At 68.0% G+C, this 19,060-nt stretch carries 12 protein-coding genes and 1 riboswitch; of the genes, 6 read left to right on the top strand and 6 right to left on the bottom strand.

Going from position 1 to position 19,060, the window contains the following annotated elements; translation table 11 throughout:
* Positions 1-12 precede the first annotated feature (12 nt).
* A riboswitch (TPP riboswitch) is annotated at positions 13-120 on the top strand.
* On the top strand, positions 116-1,957 hold the full coding sequence (thiC, locus tag ACV095_RS08305; protein WP_478223267.1) for a phosphomethylpyrimidine synthase ThiC: 1,842 nt from the start codon (positions 116-118) through the stop codon (positions 1,955-1,957). (Overlaps the previous riboswitch by 5 nt.)
* Here thiC and ACV095_RS08300 read toward each other — a convergent pair.
* Both ACV095_RS08300 and ffh read right to left on the bottom strand, forming a co-directional pair.
* Positions 1,954-2,688, bottom strand: coding sequence for an alpha/beta fold hydrolase (locus ACV095_RS08300; protein ID WP_018768291.1), 735 nt, complete (start codon positions 2,686-2,688; stop codon positions 1,954-1,956). The two genes, thiC and ACV095_RS08300, sit on opposite strands and share 4 nt — an antisense overlap.
* Before the next feature lie 101 nt (positions 2,689-2,789).
* Positions 2,790-4,373, bottom strand: coding sequence for a signal recognition particle protein (gene ffh, locus ACV095_RS08295; RefSeq protein WP_018768292.1), 1,584 nt, complete (start codon positions 4,371-4,373; stop codon positions 2,790-2,792).
* Between the two features lie 84 nt (positions 4,374-4,457).
* On the opposite strand from ffh, the gene ACV095_RS08290 reads away from it, so the two are divergent.
* Positions 4,458-5,861 carry a glucose-6-phosphate dehydrogenase gene (locus ACV095_RS08290; protein WP_026265613.1) on the top strand — a complete coding sequence of 468 codons (1,404 nt, stop codon included), beginning with the start codon at positions 4,458-4,460 and terminating at the stop codon, positions 5,859-5,861.
* Between the two features lie 93 nt (positions 5,862-5,954).
* Here the strand turns inward: ACV095_RS08290 and ACV095_RS08285 are convergent, their stop codons facing one another.
* Both ACV095_RS08285 and ACV095_RS08280 read right to left on the bottom strand, forming a co-directional pair.
* On the bottom strand, positions 5,955-6,293 hold the full coding sequence (locus ACV095_RS08285; RefSeq protein ID WP_018768294.1) for a P-II family nitrogen regulator: 339 nt from the start codon (positions 6,291-6,293) through the stop codon (positions 5,955-5,957).
* Entirely contained in the window at positions 6,290-7,651 is a 1,362-nt protein-coding gene (locus ACV095_RS08280) for an ammonium transporter (RefSeq protein WP_018768295.1), read from the bottom strand. The genes ACV095_RS08285 and ACV095_RS08280 overlap by 4 nt, the downstream gene beginning before the upstream one ends.
* Before the next feature lie 226 nt (positions 7,652-7,877).
* Between ACV095_RS08280 and ACV095_RS08275 the strand changes: the two genes are divergently transcribed.
* Positions 7,878-9,119, top strand: a complete 1,242-nt coding sequence (locus tag ACV095_RS08275; RefSeq protein WP_478223266.1) for an MFS transporter — start codon at positions 7,878-7,880, stop codon at positions 9,117-9,119.
* A 66-nt stretch (positions 9,120-9,185) separates the two neighbouring features.
* On the opposite strand, the gene ftsY is transcribed toward ACV095_RS08275, so the two are convergent.
* Both ftsY and smc read right to left on the bottom strand, forming a co-directional pair.
* On the bottom strand, positions 9,186-10,391 hold the full coding sequence (ftsY, locus tag ACV095_RS08270) for a signal recognition particle-docking protein FtsY (protein ID WP_018768297.1): 1,206 nt from the start codon (positions 10,389-10,391) through the stop codon (positions 9,186-9,188).
* Between the two features lie 103 nt (positions 10,392-10,494).
* The gene (gene smc, locus ACV095_RS08265; protein ID WP_478223265.1) at positions 10,495-14,118 is read right to left on the bottom strand and encodes a chromosome segregation protein SMC; all 3,624 of its coding nucleotides are present in this window, start codon (positions 14,116-14,118) and stop codon (positions 10,495-10,497) included.
* 200 nt (positions 14,119-14,318) lie between these two features.
* On the opposite strand from smc, the gene ACV095_RS08260 reads away from it, so the two are divergent.
* The 3 genes from ACV095_RS08260 to ACV095_RS08250 are packed head-to-tail and all read left to right on the top strand — an operon-like array spanning position 14,319 to position 19,059.
* Positions 14,319-15,371: a 3-oxoacyl-ACP synthase III gene (locus ACV095_RS08260; RefSeq protein ID WP_478223264.1), complete on the top strand. Its 1,053-nt coding sequence runs from the start codon at positions 14,319-14,321 to the stop codon at positions 15,369-15,371.
* Positions 15,365-18,091, top strand: a complete 2,727-nt coding sequence (locus ACV095_RS08255; RefSeq protein ID WP_478223263.1) for an alpha/beta fold hydrolase — start codon at positions 15,365-15,367, stop codon at positions 18,089-18,091. The genes ACV095_RS08260 and ACV095_RS08255 overlap by 7 nt, the downstream gene beginning before the upstream one ends.
* Positions 18,088-19,059, top strand: coding sequence for an NAD-dependent epimerase/dehydratase family protein (locus ACV095_RS08250; protein ID WP_478223262.1), 972 nt, complete (start codon positions 18,088-18,090; stop codon positions 19,057-19,059). Before ACV095_RS08255 ends, ACV095_RS08250 begins: the two co-directional genes overlap by 4 nt.
* Position 19,060 lies beyond the last annotated feature (1 nt).

Genomic DNA, 19,060 nt, shown 5'->3' with positions numbered 1-19,060 from the left:
TGGTAGCTTCTTCTCTGACCACACGGGAGCCCTTGCAGGGGCTGAGATCGGGCTGACGCAGCCTGCGACCGTTGAACCTGTCCGGGTAATGCCGGCGAAGGAAGTGAGTATTCCCATGAGTACGCAAAACACCCAGTTGAACCCTGCCCACATGCCGTCCACCGGGGGTTCCGGAGCCGGCTCCACGCCCCAGGTGAACCAGTCCGAAGTGACACGGTCCCTGGCGTCGCATTCGCTGGCCTATATCGACGACGCCGGGTCCGGCATCCGGGTACCCGTCACGGAAATTGCCCTGGAGCCATCGCCCAACGGCCAGCCGAACGCACCGTTCCGGACCTACCGGACGGCGGGGCCGGGAAGCGACCCCGTCCGCGGCCTGGAGCCCTTCCGCGCGGAGTGGATCGTGGCGCGCGGAGACACCGAGGCCTACAGCGGCAGGGAACGCAACCTGCTCGACGACGGCCGCTCGGCCGTCCGCCGCGGCGCCGCCTCCGCGGAGTGGAAGGGCGCGCAGCCGGTGCCCCGCCGCGCCGTCGACGGCCGGACGGTGACCCAGATGCACTATGCCCGGCAGGGCGTCATCACGCAGGAGATGCGCTTCGTGGCGCTGCGCGAGAACTGCGATGTGGAACTGGTCCGGAGCGAACTGGCCGCCGGCCGCGCCATCATTCCGAACAACATCAACCATCCGGAGTCCGAACCGATGATCATCGGCAAGGCCTTCCTGGTGAAGATCAACGCCAACATCGGAAACTCGGCCGTGACGAGTTCCATCGCGGAGGAGGTGGACAAGCTCCAGTGGGCCACGCAATGGGGTGCCGACACCGTTATGGACCTGTCCACCGGCGACGACATCCACACCACGCGGGAATGGATCATCCGCAACTCCCCCGTCCCGATCGGCACCGTGCCGATCTACCAGGCCCTGGAGAAAGTCAACGGCGAGGCCAACGCGCTGACCTGGGAAATCTTCCGGGACACCGTCATTGAACAATGCGAGCAGGGCGTGGACTACATGACCATCCACGCCGGCGTGCTGCTTCGCTATGTCCCGCTGACCGCCAACCGGGTGACGGGCATTGTGTCCCGCGGCGGCTCCATCATGGCCGGCTGGTGCCTGGCCCACCACCAGGAGAACTTCCTCTACACGCACTTCGATGAGCTGTGCGGGATCTTCGCGAAGTACGACGTTGCCTTCTCCCTGGGCGACGGTTTGCGCCCCGGTTCGACGGCGGACGCCAACGACGCCGCCCAGTTCGCGGAACTGGACACGCTCGCCGAGCTCACCCAGCGCGCGTGGGAGTACGACGTGCAGGTCATGGTGGAGGGGCCCGGCCACGTTCCCTTCCACCTGGTCCGGGAAAACGTCGAGCGGCAGCAGGAACTCTGCAAGGGGGCCCCGTTTTACACCCTGGGCCCGCTGGTGACAGATGTTGCTCCGGGCTATGACCACATCACCTCAGCGATTGGTGCCACCGAGATTGCCCGTTACGGCACCGCGATGCTGTGCTACGTCACCCCGAAGGAACACCTGGGCCTGCCCAACAAGGACGACGTGAAGACCGGCGTGATCACCTACAAGATCGCCGCGCACGCGGCGGACCTGGCCAAGGGGCACCCGGGGGCGCATGAGCGGGACGACGCCTTGTCCAAGGCGCGGTTCGAATTCCGCTGGCGGGACCAGTTCGCACTGTCCCTGGACCCGGTGACGGCTGAGGCGTTCCACGACGAGACGCTGCCGGCTGAGCCTGCCAAGACGGCGCACTTCTGTTCGATGTGCGGGCCCAAGTTTTGCTCCATGCGGATCAGCCAGGACATCCGCGACGAATTTGGTTCCGCGGAGGCGCAGGCGGCACTGGCCGATGCTGCGGCCGGGATGCGCGGGAAGAGCGAGGAATTCCTGGCGGCCGGCGGCAAGGTCTACCTGCCGGAACTGCGGGTGCCTGCTGACAGCTAGGACGCGCGGGCCGGCTGGCTCCGGCTGACCTGGCTGATGAACTGCCGGATGGCCCGGTCCCCGTCCGGGGAGTCATGGGGCCGGTGTCCTCCCGCGGCAACGCGGTGCAGGGCACCGGTCTCCCGGAGGTACCCGGCGATTTCCTCGTAGAGCGGTTCCCACCCACCGGTCAGCACCAGCGTGGGCACCCCGGGAACAATGTGCAGCGGCGCCTCCCATGACGGGGCCTGGAGCCGCAGCCTGCGGGCGGACCTTTTTTCTTCCGTGGTGGCGGGCTGCTGGAGGTCGGTGGCGAAGACCCGCCGGACGAATTCGCGCTGGAAGTCTTCGTCGCTGAGCTGGTGGCGCACGTCGAAGAGGGGCTGCATGAGGCTGATGTGGGCGGCAGTGGCCGGGAGTTCCGCTGTCAGGGAGAGGCAGGCCGGTTCCACCAGCGTCAATGAGAAGACCAGGTCCGGACGTTCGACGGCGGCCATCATGGCCGCGATCGCCCCCTGGGAGTGCGCCACCACATGCCCGCCGGCGGCGCCGCGGCCGTCATCGGCAAGGGAGCGCAGGATGATGGCGGTGTCCTCCGCGAAGGACGACTCCAGTGGCTCCGCGAGGACGTCAAAGCCATGGCGGCGGAGGAACAGGGCGTCATAGGACAGTGCCATGCCGTGCTGGCGCGGCCACGCGGCGGCACCGAAGGTTCCGGCGCCGTGCACGAACACTACCCTCTGCTTGAACATGTCCCAACCCTATTCCACGGCACTGACATCCCAAGCAAGCAGCGCCAGGTGTCGTTCTGAGAGGTCAAAACAACACCTGGCGCTGCGTTGCCGGGGAACTGCTACTTGCCCAGGAACTTGTCGAAGCCCTTGGGGAGGTTCAGCTGGGACGGGTCGAAGTCCCCGCCCTGCTGGCCGAAGGCGGCGCCCGTAGGCAGCGCCTTGGCGGCGTTGGCACGGCGGGCTTCCGCTTCTTTGCGCTCCTGGGCAGCCTTGGCCGGGTTGCCGGACTTTGCCTTCTTCTTGGGCGCGTTCTTGGCGTTCTTCCGGGCACCGCCGCCGGCGCCGGGCAGGCCAGGCATCCCCGGCATTCCCGGCATGCCGCCCTGGGCCATCTTCTTCATCATCTTCTGGGCCTGGGCGAAGCGCTCCAGCAGGCCGTTGACCTCGGAGACGTGGACGCCGGAACCACGGGCGATGCGTGCCCGCCGTGAACCGTTGATGATCTTCGGCGCCAGCCGCTCGTGCGGTGTCATGGAGCGGACGATTGCCTCGACGCGGTCGATCTCGCGTTCGTCGAACTGTTCCAGCTGCTGCCGGATGTTCTGTGCACCCGGCATCATCATGAGCATCTTCTTCATGGAGCCCATGTTGCGGATCTGCTGCATCTGGGCCAGGAAGTCCTCGAGGGTGAAGTCTTCCTGGTCGGCGAACTTCTTCGCCATCCGGGCGGCCTCATCCTTGTCCCAGGCCTTTTCGGCCTGTTCGATGAGGGTGAGGATGTCGCCCATATCCAGGATGCGCGAGGCCATCCGGTCCGGGTGGAAGAGTTCGAAATCGTCCAGGCCTTCGCCGGTGGAGGCGAACATGACCGGCTTGCCGGTGACCGACGCGACTGAAAGAGCGGCACCGCCTCGGGCGTCGCCGTCGAGCTTGGACAGCACGATGCCCGTGAAGTTCACGCCTTCGTCGAAGGCGAGGGCCGTGTTCACGGCGTCCTGGCCGATCATGGAGTCGATCACGAACAGGACTTCGTTGGGCACGATGGCACGGCGGATCTGGCGCGCCTGTTCCATCATGTCGGCGTCCACGCCCAAGCGGCCGGCCGTGTCAACGATGACGACGTCGTGCAGCTTCTGGCGTGCTTCCTCGACGCCGGCGCGGGCGACGGCGACGGGGTCGCCGGCGGGCTGGTCCAGCTCGGTGGAGGTGGCACCCGGGTGCGGGGCGAAGACGGGGACCTTTGCCCGCTGGCCCACCACCTGGAGCTGGGTGACGGCGTTAGGGCGCTGCAGGTCGCAGGCCACCAGCATGGGGCTGTGCCCCTGGGCCTTCAGCCACTTGGACAGCTTGCCCGCAAGGGTGGTCTTGCCGGCACCCTGGAGGCCGGCGAGCATGATGACGGTGGGGCCGTTCTTGGCCAGCCGGATCCGCCGGGTTTCGCCGCCCAGGATCTCGACGAGTTCCTCATTGACGATCTTGACGATCTGCTGGCCGGGGTTCAGTGCCGCAGAGACCTCGGCACCCAGGGCGCGTTCACGGACCCGGCCAGTGAACTCACGCACAACGGGAACGGCAACATCGGCGTCCAGAAGCGCGCGGCGGATCTCCCGGACGGTGGCATCGACGTCGGCCTCGGTGAGCCTGCCTTTACCGCGGAGATTCTTGAAGGTTGCTGTCAACCGGTCAGAGAGTGAATTGAACACGCGACGTGCACTTCTTTCAGTGGATGATCGGGACTCGACTATCTAGGGTATCAAGTCAGGCCCGGTAGGTGGCATGCTGGCAAAATGACGAGCCAAACGACTGTGAAGACCCTGCTCATCCTCGGCGCCTCGGGCGACCTCACCGGCCGGCTCCTCCTGCCCGGCCTGGCGCGGCTCGTTGCCGCAGGCCGCGCGGAGGGCCTCACCCTGGTGGGGGCAGGCTCGGATCCGTGGACGCCGGAACAATGGCGGGAGCGGGTCCAGGCATCGTTCGCTGCTGCAGCCGGCGCGGCAGACAGTTCCGGAAAGGACGCCCTCGAGCTGCTGCAGAAGGAGACGGCGTACCACCAGGTGGACGTCACGGCCAAGGGTGCCCTGGCCGCCCTGCTCGCGGGGCTGGAAGGCCCGGTGGCCGTTTACTTTGCGTTGCCGCCCCGGATCAGCCAGCAGGCATGCGAGACGCTCCAGCCGGAAGAGGTTCCGGAAGGCACCCGCCTGGTAATGGAGAAGCCCTTCGGCTTCAGCGAGGAATCGGCCCGGTCGCTGAACCGGACCCTGGCACGGCTGGTCCCCGAAGACCATATCCACCGGGTTGACCATTTCCTGGGCAAGGCCACCGTCCTGAACATCCTGGGCCTTCGGTTCGCCAACAACTTCCTTGAGCCGGTATGGAACAGGCAGCACGTGGAAAAGGTGGAGATCTTTTTCGATGAGGACCTGGCCCTGGAAGGCCGAGCGCGCTACTACGACGGCGCCGGCGCCCTCCGGGATATGATCCAGAGCCACCTCCTGCAGGTCATGGCGATCATGGCCATCGAACCTCCGGCCACCATCGGCGAGCGCGACCTCCGCGACGCCGTCTCCACCGTCCTGCGGGCCAGCAGCGTCAGTGCCCCCTTCACTGGCTCAACGCGCAGGGCCCGCTACACCGCCGGTTCCGTGGCAGGCAAGGACGTCCCGGACTACGCCAAGGAGGAAGGCGTGGATCCCGGAAAGGGAACCGAAACCCTTGCCGAAATCCAGGTGGGCATCGACAACTGGCGCTGGCGGGGGGTTCCCTTCATCCTGCGTTCCGGCAAGGCCCTGGGCGACAAGCGCAAGGAAGCGGTGGTCACCTTCCTTCCGGTGCCCCACCTGCCCCAGGGCTTTACCGGGGTGGACTCCCCCAACCAGCTCCGGATCGGTTTCGGCCCGGACACACTGGAGTTCGACGTCGACGTCAACGGTCCGGGAAACATCTTCAGCCTGGGCCGGGTCACCCTGGAAGCCGAACTGAGCGCCTCCGATCTCCTGCCCTACGGCGAAGTGCTGGAAGGCGTGCTGACCGGCGATCCGTTGCTGTCCGTCCGGGGAGACACTGCAGAGGACTGCTGGCGGATTGTTGAGCCGGTCCTCAAGGCGTGGGAGCGCGGGGACGTCCCGCTTGAAGAGTACGACGCCGGTTCGGCCGGCCCGGCATCCTGGCCCACCAACCGCTCAAAGGACTGAGCAGTCCGCGGCAGCACCGGCAGCGTGAACAAGAGGCAGGGCGGGAACCTTTCGGTTCCCGCCCTGCCTGTCTTTATGGTTCCGTGCCGGTGCCTAGATGGCGGCCACTCCGCGTTCCCCGGTCCGGACCCTAACTGCTTCATGGACATCGATGGTCCAGACCTTGCCGTCCCCGGCCCTGCCGGTATTGGAACTGGCAATGATCACATCCAGGATGTCGTCTGCCTGCTCGTCCGTGGCCAGGACTTCCACCCGGATCTTGGGCAGGAGGTCCACGTTGTATTCGGCTCCGCGGTAGACCTCGGTGTAGCCGCGCTGCCGGCCGTATCCGCTGGCTGCGCTGACGGTCAGGCCCTGAACACCATAGGATTCCAGTCCCTCCCTGATGGCTTCGAGCTTTTCCGGCCGGACGATTGCAGTAATCAGTTTCATGCCCCCACGCTTTCCTTACCTGTTGCTGACTGTGACTTCTGCGTGCCCGGCGTCCCCTGGACTGGCGCGTGGGACTCGCCCTGGCCCTTGCCGGTGATCATGTCGTGCAGCGGCTGGAAGCTTCCGCCGTGTCCGCTCAGTCCGAACTCGTAGGCAGTCTCGGCGTGCAGGCTGAGGTCCACACCCACCGTTTCCTGTTCCTGCGAGACCCGGAAGCCCATGGTCTTGTGGATGGCCAGCGCAATGATGGCCGTCAGGACTGCGGAGTAGGCGATGGCGACGCCGGCTGCCGCGAGCTGCGCCCAGAGCTGGGTCAGTCCGCCGCCGTAGAAGAGGCCGCCGCCAACACCGTCGGTGGGCAGTGCGATGAAGCCGAGCGCCACGGTGCCGATGATGCCGGACACCAGGTGCACGCCGACGACGTCCAGCGAGTCATCGAAGCCCCAGCGGAACTTCAGGCCGACTGCCAGGGCGGAGGCTACGCCGGCCACGACGCCCAGGCCGAGTGCACCGACGGGGCTGACGTTGGCGCAGGCCGGGGTGATGGCGACGAGGCCGGCCACCACGCCGGATGCGGCGCCGAGGGAAGTGGGGTGTCCGTCGCGGATCCGTTCGGTGACCAGCCAGCCGAGCATGGCTGCTGCCGGGGCTGCGAGGGTGTTGATCCAGATCAGACCCCCCTGTTCGGCAGTGGTGGCTGCACCGCCGTTGAAACCGAACCAGCCGAACCACAGGATGGCTGCGCCGAGCATGACGAACGGGATGTTGTGCGGGCGGTGGTTGGGGTCCTTGCCGAAGCCCTTGCGGTTGCCGATGATGAGGACGAGGATGAGCGCCGCCACACCTGCGTTGATGTGGACCACGGTGCCGCCAGCGAAGTCGATGGCGGGGCCGAGGGCCTTGCCGATGGCGCCTTCGGGGCCGAAGAGTCCGCCGCCCCACACCATGTACGCCAGCGGGCAGTAGACGAGCGTGACCCACACGGGAACGAAGACGGACCAGGCGCCGAACTTGGCGCGGTCGGCGATGGCGCCGCTGATCAATGCCACGGTGATGATGGCGAAGGTGGCGGCGTAGCCAACCTTGATCAGACCGTCAGGGGTGGTGATGCCCTCAAGGCCGAATGTGGCGAACGGGTTGCCCACGATCTCCAGGAAGCCTTCACCGGAGCTCATGGACGCGCCCCACAGCACCCAGACAACACCCACCATGCCGATGGAGATGAAGCTCATCATCATCATGTTCAGTGCTGCCTTGGCGCGGGTCATGCCGCCGTAGAAAAATGCCAGACCGGGTGTCATGAACAGCACAAGGGCTGCCGCCACCATGACCCAAACGTGACCTGCGGTAAGTTCCATGGTGCACGTCCTCTCTCATCGAATCTTGCGGAGTACTCCGCCTGCCAACGCCTTTTTGCGTCCTGTAATGAGTTTGTGGGCGGCGTGTTTCGCCCGCGGAGGATTTAGATTGCGGGCCTGTTACAACAACCTCTAGGAAGTAAATGGTGCATATCCGCCTTGTTACGGTTATGTTTCCGCACCCGCGCAGCCACCCGGCTCCCTTTCCTGCAAGGACTCCTTCACAATGACGGCAACACCCCGCGAAAGCGGCGCCACTTCGAGGTTTTTGGCCCGGCTAAGGCCTCGGCGGGAGAAACTTCCCCGCGACATTAAGGTGATGCTGGCCGCGGCGTTCCTGATTGCGCTTGGATTCGGGCTCGTTGCGCCTGTATTGCCGCAGTTCGCAACAACCTTCGGCGTAGGGAACACCGCGGCAGCCGTCATCGTGGCGATCTTTGCCTTCATGCGCCTTGCCTTTGCACCCGCCGGCGGAGCACTGATCGGCAAGCGCGGTGAACGGCCCGTCTATGTCGCTGGGCTGTTGATCGTGGCTTTGTCCACGGCGGCCTGCGCCTTTGCGCAGGACTATTGGCAGTTGCTGCTGTTCCGCGGCCTTGGCGGAGCCGGGTCCGTGATGTTCACGGTGGCATCGATGGCCCTGGTGGTCCGCCTGGCCCCACCCCAGAGCAGGGGCAGGGTCTCAGGTGCCTATGCGTCCGCTTTCCTGATCGGGAATGTGTGCGGGCCGATTGTGGGCGGTCTGCTGGCGGGGCTGGGCCTGCGGGTCCCGTTCCTTGCCTACGCCGGGGCCCTGCTCGTTGCCGCGTTTGTGGTGCAGACCCAGCTCAGCCACCAGCGCCGGGGCGGGGGTGAAACCCAGCACCGTCCGCCGGACATGCGCTTTGGCGAAGCCGTGGCTGCCGGAACCTACCGGTCGGCCCTGCTGTCCAGCTTTGCCAACGGGTGGGCCACGTTTGGCGTCCGCATGGCAACGGTGCCGCTGTTCGCCGCGGCAGCCTTCGGGGCAGGACCGCAGGCGGCCGGACTGGCGCTGGCAGTCTTCGCTGCCGGGAACGCCGCCGCGCTGACCTTCTCGGGGCGGCTGGCGGACTCCCTGGGGCGCAAGCCGATGATGATCTCCGGCCTGCTGGTGGCAGCCTTCGCGACTGCGGCGATCGGCTTGACCTCCGACCTGCCCTGGTTCCTTGCCGCATCGACGCTTGCCGGCGTCGGGTCCGGCCTTTTCGGCCCGGCGCAGCAGGCCGCCGTCGCCGATGTCATTGGGAACGCACGCTCCGGCGGCAAGGTCCTGGCCGTCTACCAAATGACGTCCGACGTCGGAGCGATCGTCGGACCGGTGGCGGCCGGGCTGCTCGCGGACCGGCTGGGTTTCGGCTGGGCTTTCGGCGTGACCGGCGGCGTCATGCTCCTGGCCGCCGTCGGTTGGCTGCCCACCCGCGAAACACTCCGGGTTAAACCCAACTAGCCCGCAGTTGTTGTCGTTTTGAGGGCTCAAAACGACAACTAATGCGAGCTGGTTGGGCTGGCTTAGCTAGTTCAGCAGGGCGTCGACAAAGCCTTCGGTGTCGAACGGGGCCAGGTCGTCGGCGCCTTCGCCGAGTCCGATGAGTTTGACGGGCACGCCGAGCGTCTTCTGGATGGCGACGACGATGCCGCCCTTCGCGGTTCCGTCCAGTTTGGTCAGGACGATGCCCGTGATGTTGACAACCTCCGAAAAGACCCGCGCCTGGTTCAGGCCGTTCTGGCCGGTGGTGGCATCCAGAACCAGCAGGACCTCGTCCACCTCGGCCAGCTTCTCCACCACGCGCTTGACCTTGCCCAGTTCGTCCATCAGGCCCACCTTGTTCTGGAGGCGGCCGGCGGTGTCGATCATGACAACGTCCACTTCCTGCTCAATGCCTGCCTTCACGGCCTCGTAGGCAACGGAGGCGGGATCGGCGCCGTCGATGTCCGACTTCACGGTGGGGACGCCGACGCGCTGCCCCCACGTGGCCAGCTGTTCCGCCGCGGCGGCGCGGAACGTGTCCGCGGCACCCAGCAGGACGTCCTTGTCCTCTGCCACCAGCACGCGCGCCAGCTTGCCGACGGTGGTGGTCTTGCCGACGCCGTTCACGCCCACCACCATCATCACGGCAGGCCTGTCCGCATGGCGCTGGACGTTCAGGCTGCGGTCCATGGAGGGGTCGACAAGCTTGATGAGCTCTTCGCGGAGCATGGCCTTGACGTGTTCGGGGGTCCGGGTGCCCAGCACCTTGACCCGTTCGCGCAGGGCATCCACCAGCTGCATGGTGGGTTCGGTTCCCAGGTCCGCGAGGAGGAGTGTCTCCTCCACCTCGTCCCAGACGCTCTCGTCGATCCGGTCGCTGGACAGCAGCGCCAGCAGGCCCTTGCCCATGATGTTGTTGGAGCGGACCAGCCGCTCACGGAGGCGGGTGAGGCGGCCCGCGACAGGCAGCGGGGTTTCGACGGGAATGGTTTCCAGCCCGGCAGCGTCGTCCGGAACCGTAGTGGTGTCAAGCCCTTCGAGGTCCACGCCCGCGGGCGCCGTGCGTTCGATTGGTCCGGCGCTGTCCGCTACGGCGGTGCTGCCGCCGGAGCGGACCTCAGGATCGTTGGCATCCCGCGTGCCGGGGTACCGGGTGATGTTCCTCCGCGTCTTGAGCAGGACCGGAATCAGGCCGCCGATGACCACCAGCGCAACAAGAATGGACAGGACAATGGGAAGGATGTCATTCACTCCCCTAGCTTCTCACAAACGGCCTGCCCGGTTCGGGCGCCCGGCCCGCCCCTGACCTGCCCCAATGCGGTGCCCCCGCGGCCGCCGGACGCCGGCGGTGCTGCTACACCTTGGAAACGAGCCGCTGGCTGATCACCGTGGAAACGCCGTCGCCCCTCATGGTGACGCCGTACAGTGCGTCCGCCACCTCCATGGTCCGCTTCTGGTGGGTGATGACGATGAGCTGGCTGGACTCCCGCAGTTCCTCGAAGATGGTGATCAACCGGCCGAGGTTGGTGTCGTCCAGCGCCGCCTCCACCTCGTCCATGACGTAGAACGGCGAGGGCCGCGCCTTGAAGATGGCCACCAGCAGCGCCACCGCGGTAAGGGACCGCTCGCCTCCGGAGAGCAGGGACAGCCGTTTTATTTTCTTGCCCGCGGGACGGGCCTCCACTTCGATGCCTGTGGTGAGCATGTCCCCCGGGTCCGTGAGGACCAGGCGGCCCTCGCCGCCGGGAAAGAGCCGCTCAAAAACCCGGACAAACTGGACCTGGGTGTCCTCGAACGCCTCGGCGAAGACGCGCTGGACCCGGTCGTCCACTTCCTTGATGATGTCCAGCAGGTCCCGGCGGCTGGCCTTAAGGTCCTCAAGCTGGGTGCTGAGGAACTGGTGCCGCTCCTCCAGTGCCGCGAATTCCTCCAGGGCCAGGGGGTTGACCTTGCCCAGGCTGGCGAGGTCGCGTTCAGCTTTGCGCAGCCGTTTCTCCTGCTCCTGCCGGACGTAGGGCTTCCCTTCCCGGATTTCTTCCCCGCCGGCGTCAACGGGAGCCCGCAGCGCGGCCCACTTGTCGCCGGTCTCCTCCGCAGGCACGGGAACCGGGACGTGCGGCCCGAACTCTGCCACCAGCGCTTCGGGGGTGATGCCCAACTCGTCCACGGACCGGGATTCCACTGCCTCGATCCTGGCCCGCTGCTGCGCACGGGCCAGCTCGTCCCGGTGCACGTTGTCGGTGAGGTCGGCCAGTTCGCGGGCCAGGGCGTCGTTGGCTTCCCGGATGTCCCGCAGCCCACGGTCACGCTGTTCGCGGTTTTCCTCGGCCAGGTCCCGTTCGTGCCGGGCGAGGTCCACCGATACGTCCACGTAACGCAGTGCCAGTTCCGCCGCGGCGGAAACGGCGGCCGCACGCCTGGCCTGGATGCGGCGGCGCCGGGCACGCTGGGCTGCTTCCTCCCGGGCACGGCGTTCGGTGGCGGCGGCGCGCTCCAGGGACGCCACCCTGTTGCGGGTTGCCGCCAGCTGCTCTTCGGCGCTGCGCAGGGATAACCGCGCCTCCACTTCCGCTGCACGGGCGGCGGATGCGGCACGGGCCAACGCGTCCCGCTGTTCGGTGGAGGGCTCCTCTTCAATCGGAGCCTCCTGGGCGGCGGCCAGCCGGGCCGTGATGGCAGCGAGCGCCTCCTCCTCCGCGGCAACGTTCTCCGCAGCGCGTGCCAGGGAGGCAGCCAGGCGGTCGCTCTCACCGACGGCGCTGCGCAGGACTGAATTCAGGTGGCCCAGGCGTTCGGCCACGGCGGCCAGGCGGGCATCGGATTCGTGCAGTTTGTCCAGGGCAGCGTCCGCCTCCTCCTGCACTCCGGCGCGGCGCGCCTCGGCGGCGGCCAGGGCGAACCTGTTCCGCTCCAGGTCTGCCGTGACCGCCGAAAGGCCACGGTCGGCGTCGTCCACCGCCGCCTGCACCTCAAGGAGGGAGGGCGCCTTGGCAGAACCGCCGGCAACGGATACGGCGGTGAACACGTCCCCCTCGCGGGTGACCGCCGTGAGTCCGGGCAGCCCGGCCACCAGCGCAGCCGCGGCGTCGATGCCTGTGACGACGGCGGTTCCGCACAGCAGGTGCCGGACCAGCGGGATGTGCTCCGCAGGTCCGTCCACCAGGTCGGCGGCCCATTGCGCACCATCGGGCAGCGGCACTGCTTTCGGGGCGGCCGCTCCTCCCGGCGTGGACTCCGTGGCGGGGTTACCCAGGTGGCCTGCCACCGCTGATGCGAGGAGCAGCGACGCCCGCCCGGCGTCGTCGTCCTTGAGCACCTTCAGGACGGCGGCCGCCGTGTCCTGATCCTGGACGAGGACTGCCTCGGAGGCCTCTCCCAGCGCGGCAGCGATCGCCGCCTCGTAACCACCCTGCACGCTGATCCCGGCCGCCAGGCTGCCCAGCACCCCGGACAGCCCTGACTCCAGTACGTGCCTGGCACCGTCCTTGCGGTCCAGGCCGAGCTTAAGAGCGTCGAGCCGGGCGGCAAGGGCGTCCCGCTTGCGGACGCCTTCGTTGACGGCGGCCTTGAGCCGGGCAATCTCCTGAAGGACCGCATCAAGTGCTTTACTGGCGGCCTCGTAATCGGCGTCGAGGGATTCCTCCCCTTCCTCCACGCCGGCCACCTGGTTTTCCAAGGCCGTGAACTCGGCCTGGGCGCGCGCCCGCCGTTCCGTGCCGGCGGCAAGGGACTCCCGCAGCCGGCCCAGTTCTGCCTGCGCGGATTCCACCCGGGACCGGGCCGCCGCCACTTGTCCGGCCAGGCGGGCCAGACCTTCCCGCCGGTCCGCCGCGGCCCGGAGCTGGGCCGTGAGCCGCCGGTCCTCGGCCACGGCTGCCTGCTCTGCCTCGGCCTTCGCGGCGCTGGCCGTGTCCAGGGTGGTGCGCCTGGCGTGGATGTCCCGTTCGAGCTCGGCCAGCTCCTGCCGCACCCTGGCGGCTTGGCGTTCGAGCTGTTCGGGGTCCCGCGCGGATGCCGGTGCGGCATCGTCGGAGCCGAGCAGGCGGCTGCGCTCGGTGGCCAGCGAACCGAGCGACCGGAGGCGCTCCCGTGCAGTGGACAGCTGGTACCAGGTGTCCTGCGCTGCGTTGAGCCGGGGTGTGGCTTCGGCCGCCAGCTGCTCCAGCGCCGCCTGCTGCCGGCGCCCGGCTTCGAGTTCCTGTTCGACGGCGGTCCGGCGGGCTTTGAGCGCTGCCTCGTCCGCCACGTCCTGCTGCAGGGCCTGCTGCAGCTGGACGAGGTCATCGGCGAGCAGCCGGGCACGGGCGTCCCGGACGTCGAACTGGACGCGCTGGGCGCGGCGGGCCACTTCGGCCTGTTTGCCAAGGGGCGTCAGCTGGCGGCGGATCTCCCCGGTGAGGTCTGTGAGGCGCTGCAGGTTGGCCTGCATGGCCTCCAGCTTCCGGACGGTCCGTTCCTTGCGCCGGCGGTGTTTGAGGATCCCCGCCGCCTCCTCGATGAAGCCGCGGCGGTCCTCGGGGGTGGCGTGCAGGACGCGGTCCAGCTGCCCCTGGCCCACGATGACGTGCATCTCCCGGCCCAGCCCGGAGTCGGAGAGCAGCTCCTGGATATCCAGCAAACGGCAGGCGGCACCGTTAATGGCGTATTCGGAGCCGCCTGTCCGGAAAAGCGTCCGTGAGATGGTGACTTCGCTGTATTCGATGGGGAGCGCGCCGTCGGCGTTGTCGATGGTCAGCGAAACGTGGGCGCGTCCCAGGGGCGGCCGCCCGGACGTCCCGGCAAAAATGACATCCTCCATCTTGCCGCCGCGGAGAGTCTTGGCCCCCTGCTCCCCCATGACCCAGGCCAGGGCGTCCACCACATTGGACTTGCCGGATCCGTTGGGACCCACGACGGCGGTGACGCCGGGTTCGAAGTCGAAGGTGGTGGCAGAGGCAAAGGACTTGAACCCCCGGACGGTGAGGCTTTTGAGGTGCAAGGCTTTTCAGGTCTCCTGGAGCGGATAGGACAGTTTTGCTGGAACCGGCTCACTACAATCTACTGCGCAGGACCGACATTTCCCGGCAGCAGCACCCGGAAGCCGGGGCCGGGGCCACGGCCGGATATGCCGGTTCCGGCCCGGCAAAGGCATAGTTAAGCTCTTGAGCCTGCGTTTATGTGGGTACAGTCACCGCATGAATGCGCGACGGAAACGAAGAGGGGCTTGAATTGGCAGGTAATGCAACCTTCCGCCACAGCAACACCGCGCTGCTCTCGGTGAGCAGCGTCGAGGCTCCAAGGATCGTAAGCTCCACGGACTTCGACCGCCACCTGGCGCACACCCTGAAGCGGCTGAAGTTTCCACCCCGGCTGCTTGAGCGCGTTGCGGGCATTACGCACCGCCGCTGGTGGGCCCCCGGAACATCGTTCGACGACGCCGCGGTGGAAGCCGGAGCCAAGGCCCTGGCCGAGGCAGGCATCGAAGCCTCCGACGTCGGACTGCTGATCAACACCTCGGTCACGCGCCGCAACCTCGAACCGTCCGTGGCGGTGAAGATCCACCACGGCCTGAGCCTGCCGTCGTCGGCCATGAACTTCGACCTCGCCAACGCATGCCTCGGGTTCGTGAACGCCCTGACCCTGGCAGCGAACATGATCGATTCGGGGCAGATCAGGTACGCCGTCATCGTCAATGGCGAGGACGCCCAGCTGACGCAGGAGGCCACCCTCGCCCGGCTCCAGCGGCCGGAAACCACCCGCGACGACTTCAACCGCGAGTTCGCCACGCTGACGTTGGGATCCGGGGCCGCAGCGGCCGTCCTGGGACCGGCCGATGAGCACCCCGGGGCCCACCGCGTGGTGGGCGGCGTGATGCGTGCCGGCACCGAGCACCATGAATTGTGCGTGGGCGGCATCGACGGCATGAACACGGACACGAAAGGACTGCTCGACGGCGGCCTCCAGCTGGTCGTGGACGCGTGGCATGAAGCGCAGCCCGAGTGGGACTGGGCGGCCATGGACCGCTACGTCACGCACCAGGTCAGCAACGCCTATACACAGGCCATTATTGACGCCATTGACCTCGACCCCGACAAGGTGCCCATCACGTTCCCGCACTGGGGCAATGTTGGGCCCGCCTCGCTGCCCATGACGCTTGCGGCCGAGTCGCAGTCCCTGGATACCGGGGACCGCGTTCTGTGCATGGGCGTGGGTTCCGGCCTGAACACCGCAATGCTGGAAATCGTTTGGTGATCGCGGACTGGCCGGGCGTGGCCGCCGGGTGGTCGCGCCAGATTGATGTCCCTTCCACAGCCGGCGTCGACGCGCCGGGCACGGTGCGCCGCTGGCACCTGCTGGACAACGGCGCAGAACTCGCCGGCCGTGGCCTGGTTCCCGCCGGGACCCTGCTGTGCGTGCACGGCAACCCCACCTGGTCCTACCTGTGGCGGAGCCTGCTGGCCGCCGGATGCGACCCCGCGCATCCGTGGCGGGTGGTGGCGGTTGACCAGCTGGACATGGGCTTCTCCGAACGCACGGGCACCTTCCGCCGGCTGGCTGACAGGGTCCAGGACCTGGGCGACCTGACGGACGCGCTGGCCTTGGAGGGACCGGTCGTCTCGGTGGGGCATGACTGGGGCGGAGTGGTCAGCCTGGGCTGGGCGCTGGCCCACCAGCACCAGTTGGCCGGCGTGGTACTGACCAACACGGCCGTTCACCAGCCTGCAGGCTCGTCCATTCCCCCGGCCTTGCGCCTTGCCCTGCACCCTGCCGTGCACACATGGGGAACCACCACATCCGACTCCTTCCTGCGGGTGACGCATTCGCTGGCGCACCCGCCGCTGCCCGCGGATGTCCGGAAGGCGTATATGGCCCCCTACCGCGGAGCCGCACGGCGGGCCGGGGTGGGAAACTTTGTTGCCGACATTCCCGTGGACGCCTGGCATCCCAGCTTTTCTGCGCTCAGCGGCGTGGCGGAAGGCCTCCGGAACCTGGAGGTCCCTGCCCTGATGCTGTGGGGTCCGCGCGACCCGATCTTTTCCGACCGCTACCTCAAGGACCTCATCGCCCGCCTCCCGCATGCTGACGTGCACCGCTACGAGGGCGCAGGACACCTGCTCGTGGAGGACCGGGACATCGCCCCGGCGGTTTTCGATTGGCTGGCCGGGCGCGTCAGCGGCGGCGGCAACGGTTCGCCCGCGGTGGGGAACGCCGCTTCCCAGCCGCCGGCCCGCGCAGGTTTCCAGCCACTGTGGACGCTCCTCGCCGAACAGGCGGCAGGACCCGCCGGAGGTAAGCCGGCCGTCGTCGAAATGGCTGCGGACGGCACCGTGGCCCGTTCCCTCACGTGGCAGCAGCTGGACTCTGACGTCCACCGCCTGGCCACCGGCCTGCACCTGGCAGGCGTAAGGCCGGGCAGCCGGGTGAGCCTCATGGTCCCGCCCGGGGTGGACCTGACCGTGGCCCTGTATGCCTGCCTGCGGCTGGGAGCCGTAGTGGTGGTGGCCGATGCCGGACTCGGGACGAAGGGACTGAGCCGGGCGGTCAAGGGGGCTACTCCCGACTTTCTGATCGGCATCGACAGGGCGCTGGCAGCTGCCCGCGTCCTGGGATGGGCGGCCAGGCGCATCAGCGTACGCGACCTCCCGGCCGCCCGCCGCCGGATTCTCGGGGTGGAAACCTCCCTGGCCGCACTAACAACGGCGGGTAGGGTGCGCTCCGCCGGGCCTGGCGACGGCAACGGCAACGGCAACGGCAACGGCAACGGCAACGGCAACGGTAACGGCACATACTGGCCGGACCCGGACTCCCCCGCCGCCGTGCTCTTCACCTCCGGCTCCACCGGTCCGGCCAAGGGCGTGCTGTACACGCACCGGCAACTCGCCGCGATGCGGGACACCGTGGCCGAAACCTTCGGGATCCATCCGGGCCAGCGGCTGGTGGCGGGTTTCGCGCCCTTCGCCCTGCTCGGACCGGCACTGGGAACCGTGTCCGTGACGCCGGCGATGGATGTCACCGCGCCACGAACCCTGACCGCGCGGGCCCTCGCGGACGCCGCAGCGGCCATCGACGCCACCGTGGTCTTCGCCTCGCCGGCTGCCCTGCGCAACGTCGTCGCCACCAGCGGCGGACTCAGTGCGGAGGGCACCGCAGCGCTGAAACGGGTTGAACTGCTGCTCTCCGCAGGCGCCCCCGTTCCCGAACCGCTCCTTGCGGAGATGCAGCGGCTCCTGCCGGGTGCCTCCCTGCACACGCCCTACGGAATGACGGAAGCGCTCCCCGTCACCGACATCAGCCTCGAACAAATCAGGGCCGCGGCTTTCGACGCCGGATCCGGAACAAAGCCCGGGGCCGGCAACGGTGTCTGCGTGGGCCGGCCCGTCCACGGCGCCCGGGTGGCCGTCATCCCCCTGGCGGCAGACGGCACAGCCCCCGGTTCAACTCCTGTCACGGACGCGGGAATCACAGGAGAAATCCTGGTCAGTGCTCCGCACGTCAAGGATATGTACGACCGGCTCTGGCTGACCCAGGAAGCCAGCACCGGCGTGGCCGGATGGCACCGCACCGGCGACGTCGGCCACTTCGACTCCGATGGCCGGTTGTGGGTGGAAGGCCGGCTTGCGCACGTCGTCACCGCGCCCGGTTCGGTGGTGACACCGGTCGGCGCCGAACAGGCCATCGAACGCGTGGCCGGCATCCGGATGGCCGCGATTGTTGGCGTGGGGCCGGCGGGGACGCAGGCCGTCACCGCCGTGGTCGAGACGGTCCCGCCCGTCCGGAAAGCCGGCCCTGCCGGTCCGGAACTGGCTGGAAAGGTCCGGGAAGCCGCGCGCACGGCGGGCATTTCCGTGGCCGCCGTGTTGGTGGTCCCCGCGCAGCCTACAGATATCCGCCACAACGCAAAGATCGACCGGACGCGCCTGTCCCGGTGGGCTGCCTCCGTCCTGGCCGGCGGACGCGCGGGGACGCCATGAAAGTCCTCGTTACCGGTGCAAGCGGACTCCTGGGCCGCGGAGTCGCCGGACAACTGGTGCACCGGGGCCATGACGTCACCACCTTCCAGCGGCGTCCCTCAGGGGTCGACGGCGCCACGGACCACCGCGGATCCCTCACCGATGACGCCGCGGTCAGCGATGCCGTCCGGGGTGCCGAGGCAGTCATCCACCTGGCGGCCAAGGTCTCCTTCACCGGCCGTGCCGCAGAGTTCGACGAAGTAAACGTCCACGGCACCCGGCGGCTGCTCCTCGCCGCCCGCGCGGCCGGCGTGCGGAACCTAATCTTCGTGTCCTCGCCGTCAGTGGCCAATTCCGGCGCCGCCATTGCGGGCCTGGGCGCAGAGCCTGCGGACCCGGAGCATGCCCACGGGGACTACTCCCGCACCAAGGCCCAGGCGGAACTGCTGGCCCTTGCCGCTGACGCCCCGGACTTCCGCGTTGCTGCCGTTCGGCCGCACGTGGTCTGGGGACCCGGGGACACGCAGCTGGTGGAACGGGTGCTGGCGCGGGCTGCCCGGCACCGGCTGCCGCTGCTGGATGCGGGCGCCGCCCTGATCGATACCACGTACGTGGACAACGCCGCGTCGGCGATTGTTGCCGCGCTGGAGCGCATCAGCCACATCCATGGCAGGGCGCTGGTTGTCAGCAACGGGGAGCCACGGCCGGTGGGCGAACTGATTGCCGGCATCTGCGCCGCCGGTGGCGTGCCTGCCCCGTCGTGGTCCGTCCCGGGGCGGTTTGCCAGGGCGGCGGGGTCCGTAGTGGAAAAACTGTGGCTGAGGCTTGGAATGCAGGACGAACCGCCCATGACGAAATTCCTCGCTGAGCAGCTGTCCACCGCCCACTGGTTCGACCAACGCGAAACCCGGGAACTCCTCGACTGGACTCCGGCCGTCCCGATCGACGAAGGCCTGGCGCGGCTGGCAGCACACTATGGCACCCGCTGAG

The sequence above is a fragment of the Arthrobacter sp. JDC6 genome, from assembly GCF_056484025.1.
The sequence above is the reverse complement of the archived record's forward strand: the minus strand, read 5'-3'. Positions and strand labels throughout refer to the sequence as shown.

Bases quoted from the DNA above. Each gene is read 5' to 3' on its own strand.
- ACV095_RS08260 (WP_478223264.1), top strand. From the start codon at position 14,319: ATGCGCGACGGAAACGAAGAGGGGCTTGAATTGGCAGGTAATGCAACC.
- ACV095_RS08275 (WP_478223266.1), top strand. From the start codon at position 7,878: ATGACGGCAACACCCCGCGAAAGCGGCGCCACTTCGAGGTTTTTGGCC.
- ACV095_RS08290 (WP_026265613.1), top strand. From the start codon at position 4,458: ATGACGAGCCAAACGACTGTGAAGACCCTGCTCATCCTCGGCGCCTCG.
- ACV095_RS08285 (WP_018768294.1), bottom strand. From the start codon at position 6,293: ATGAAACTGATTACTGCAATCGTCCGGCCGGAAAAGCTCGAAGCCATC.
- ACV095_RS08300 (WP_018768291.1), bottom strand. From the start codon at position 2,688: ATGTTCAAGCAGAGGGTAGTGTTCGTGCACGGCGCCGGAACCTTCGGT.
- thiC (WP_478223267.1), top strand. From the start codon at position 116: ATGAGTACGCAAAACACCCAGTTGAACCCTGCCCACATGCCGTCCACC.
- ACV095_RS08250 (WP_478223262.1), top strand. From the start codon at position 18,088: ATGAAAGTCCTCGTTACCGGTGCAAGCGGACTCCTGGGCCGCGGAGTC.
- ACV095_RS08280 (WP_018768295.1), bottom strand. From the start codon at position 7,651: ATGGAACTTACCGCAGGTCACGTTTGGGTCATGGTGGCGGCAGCCCTT.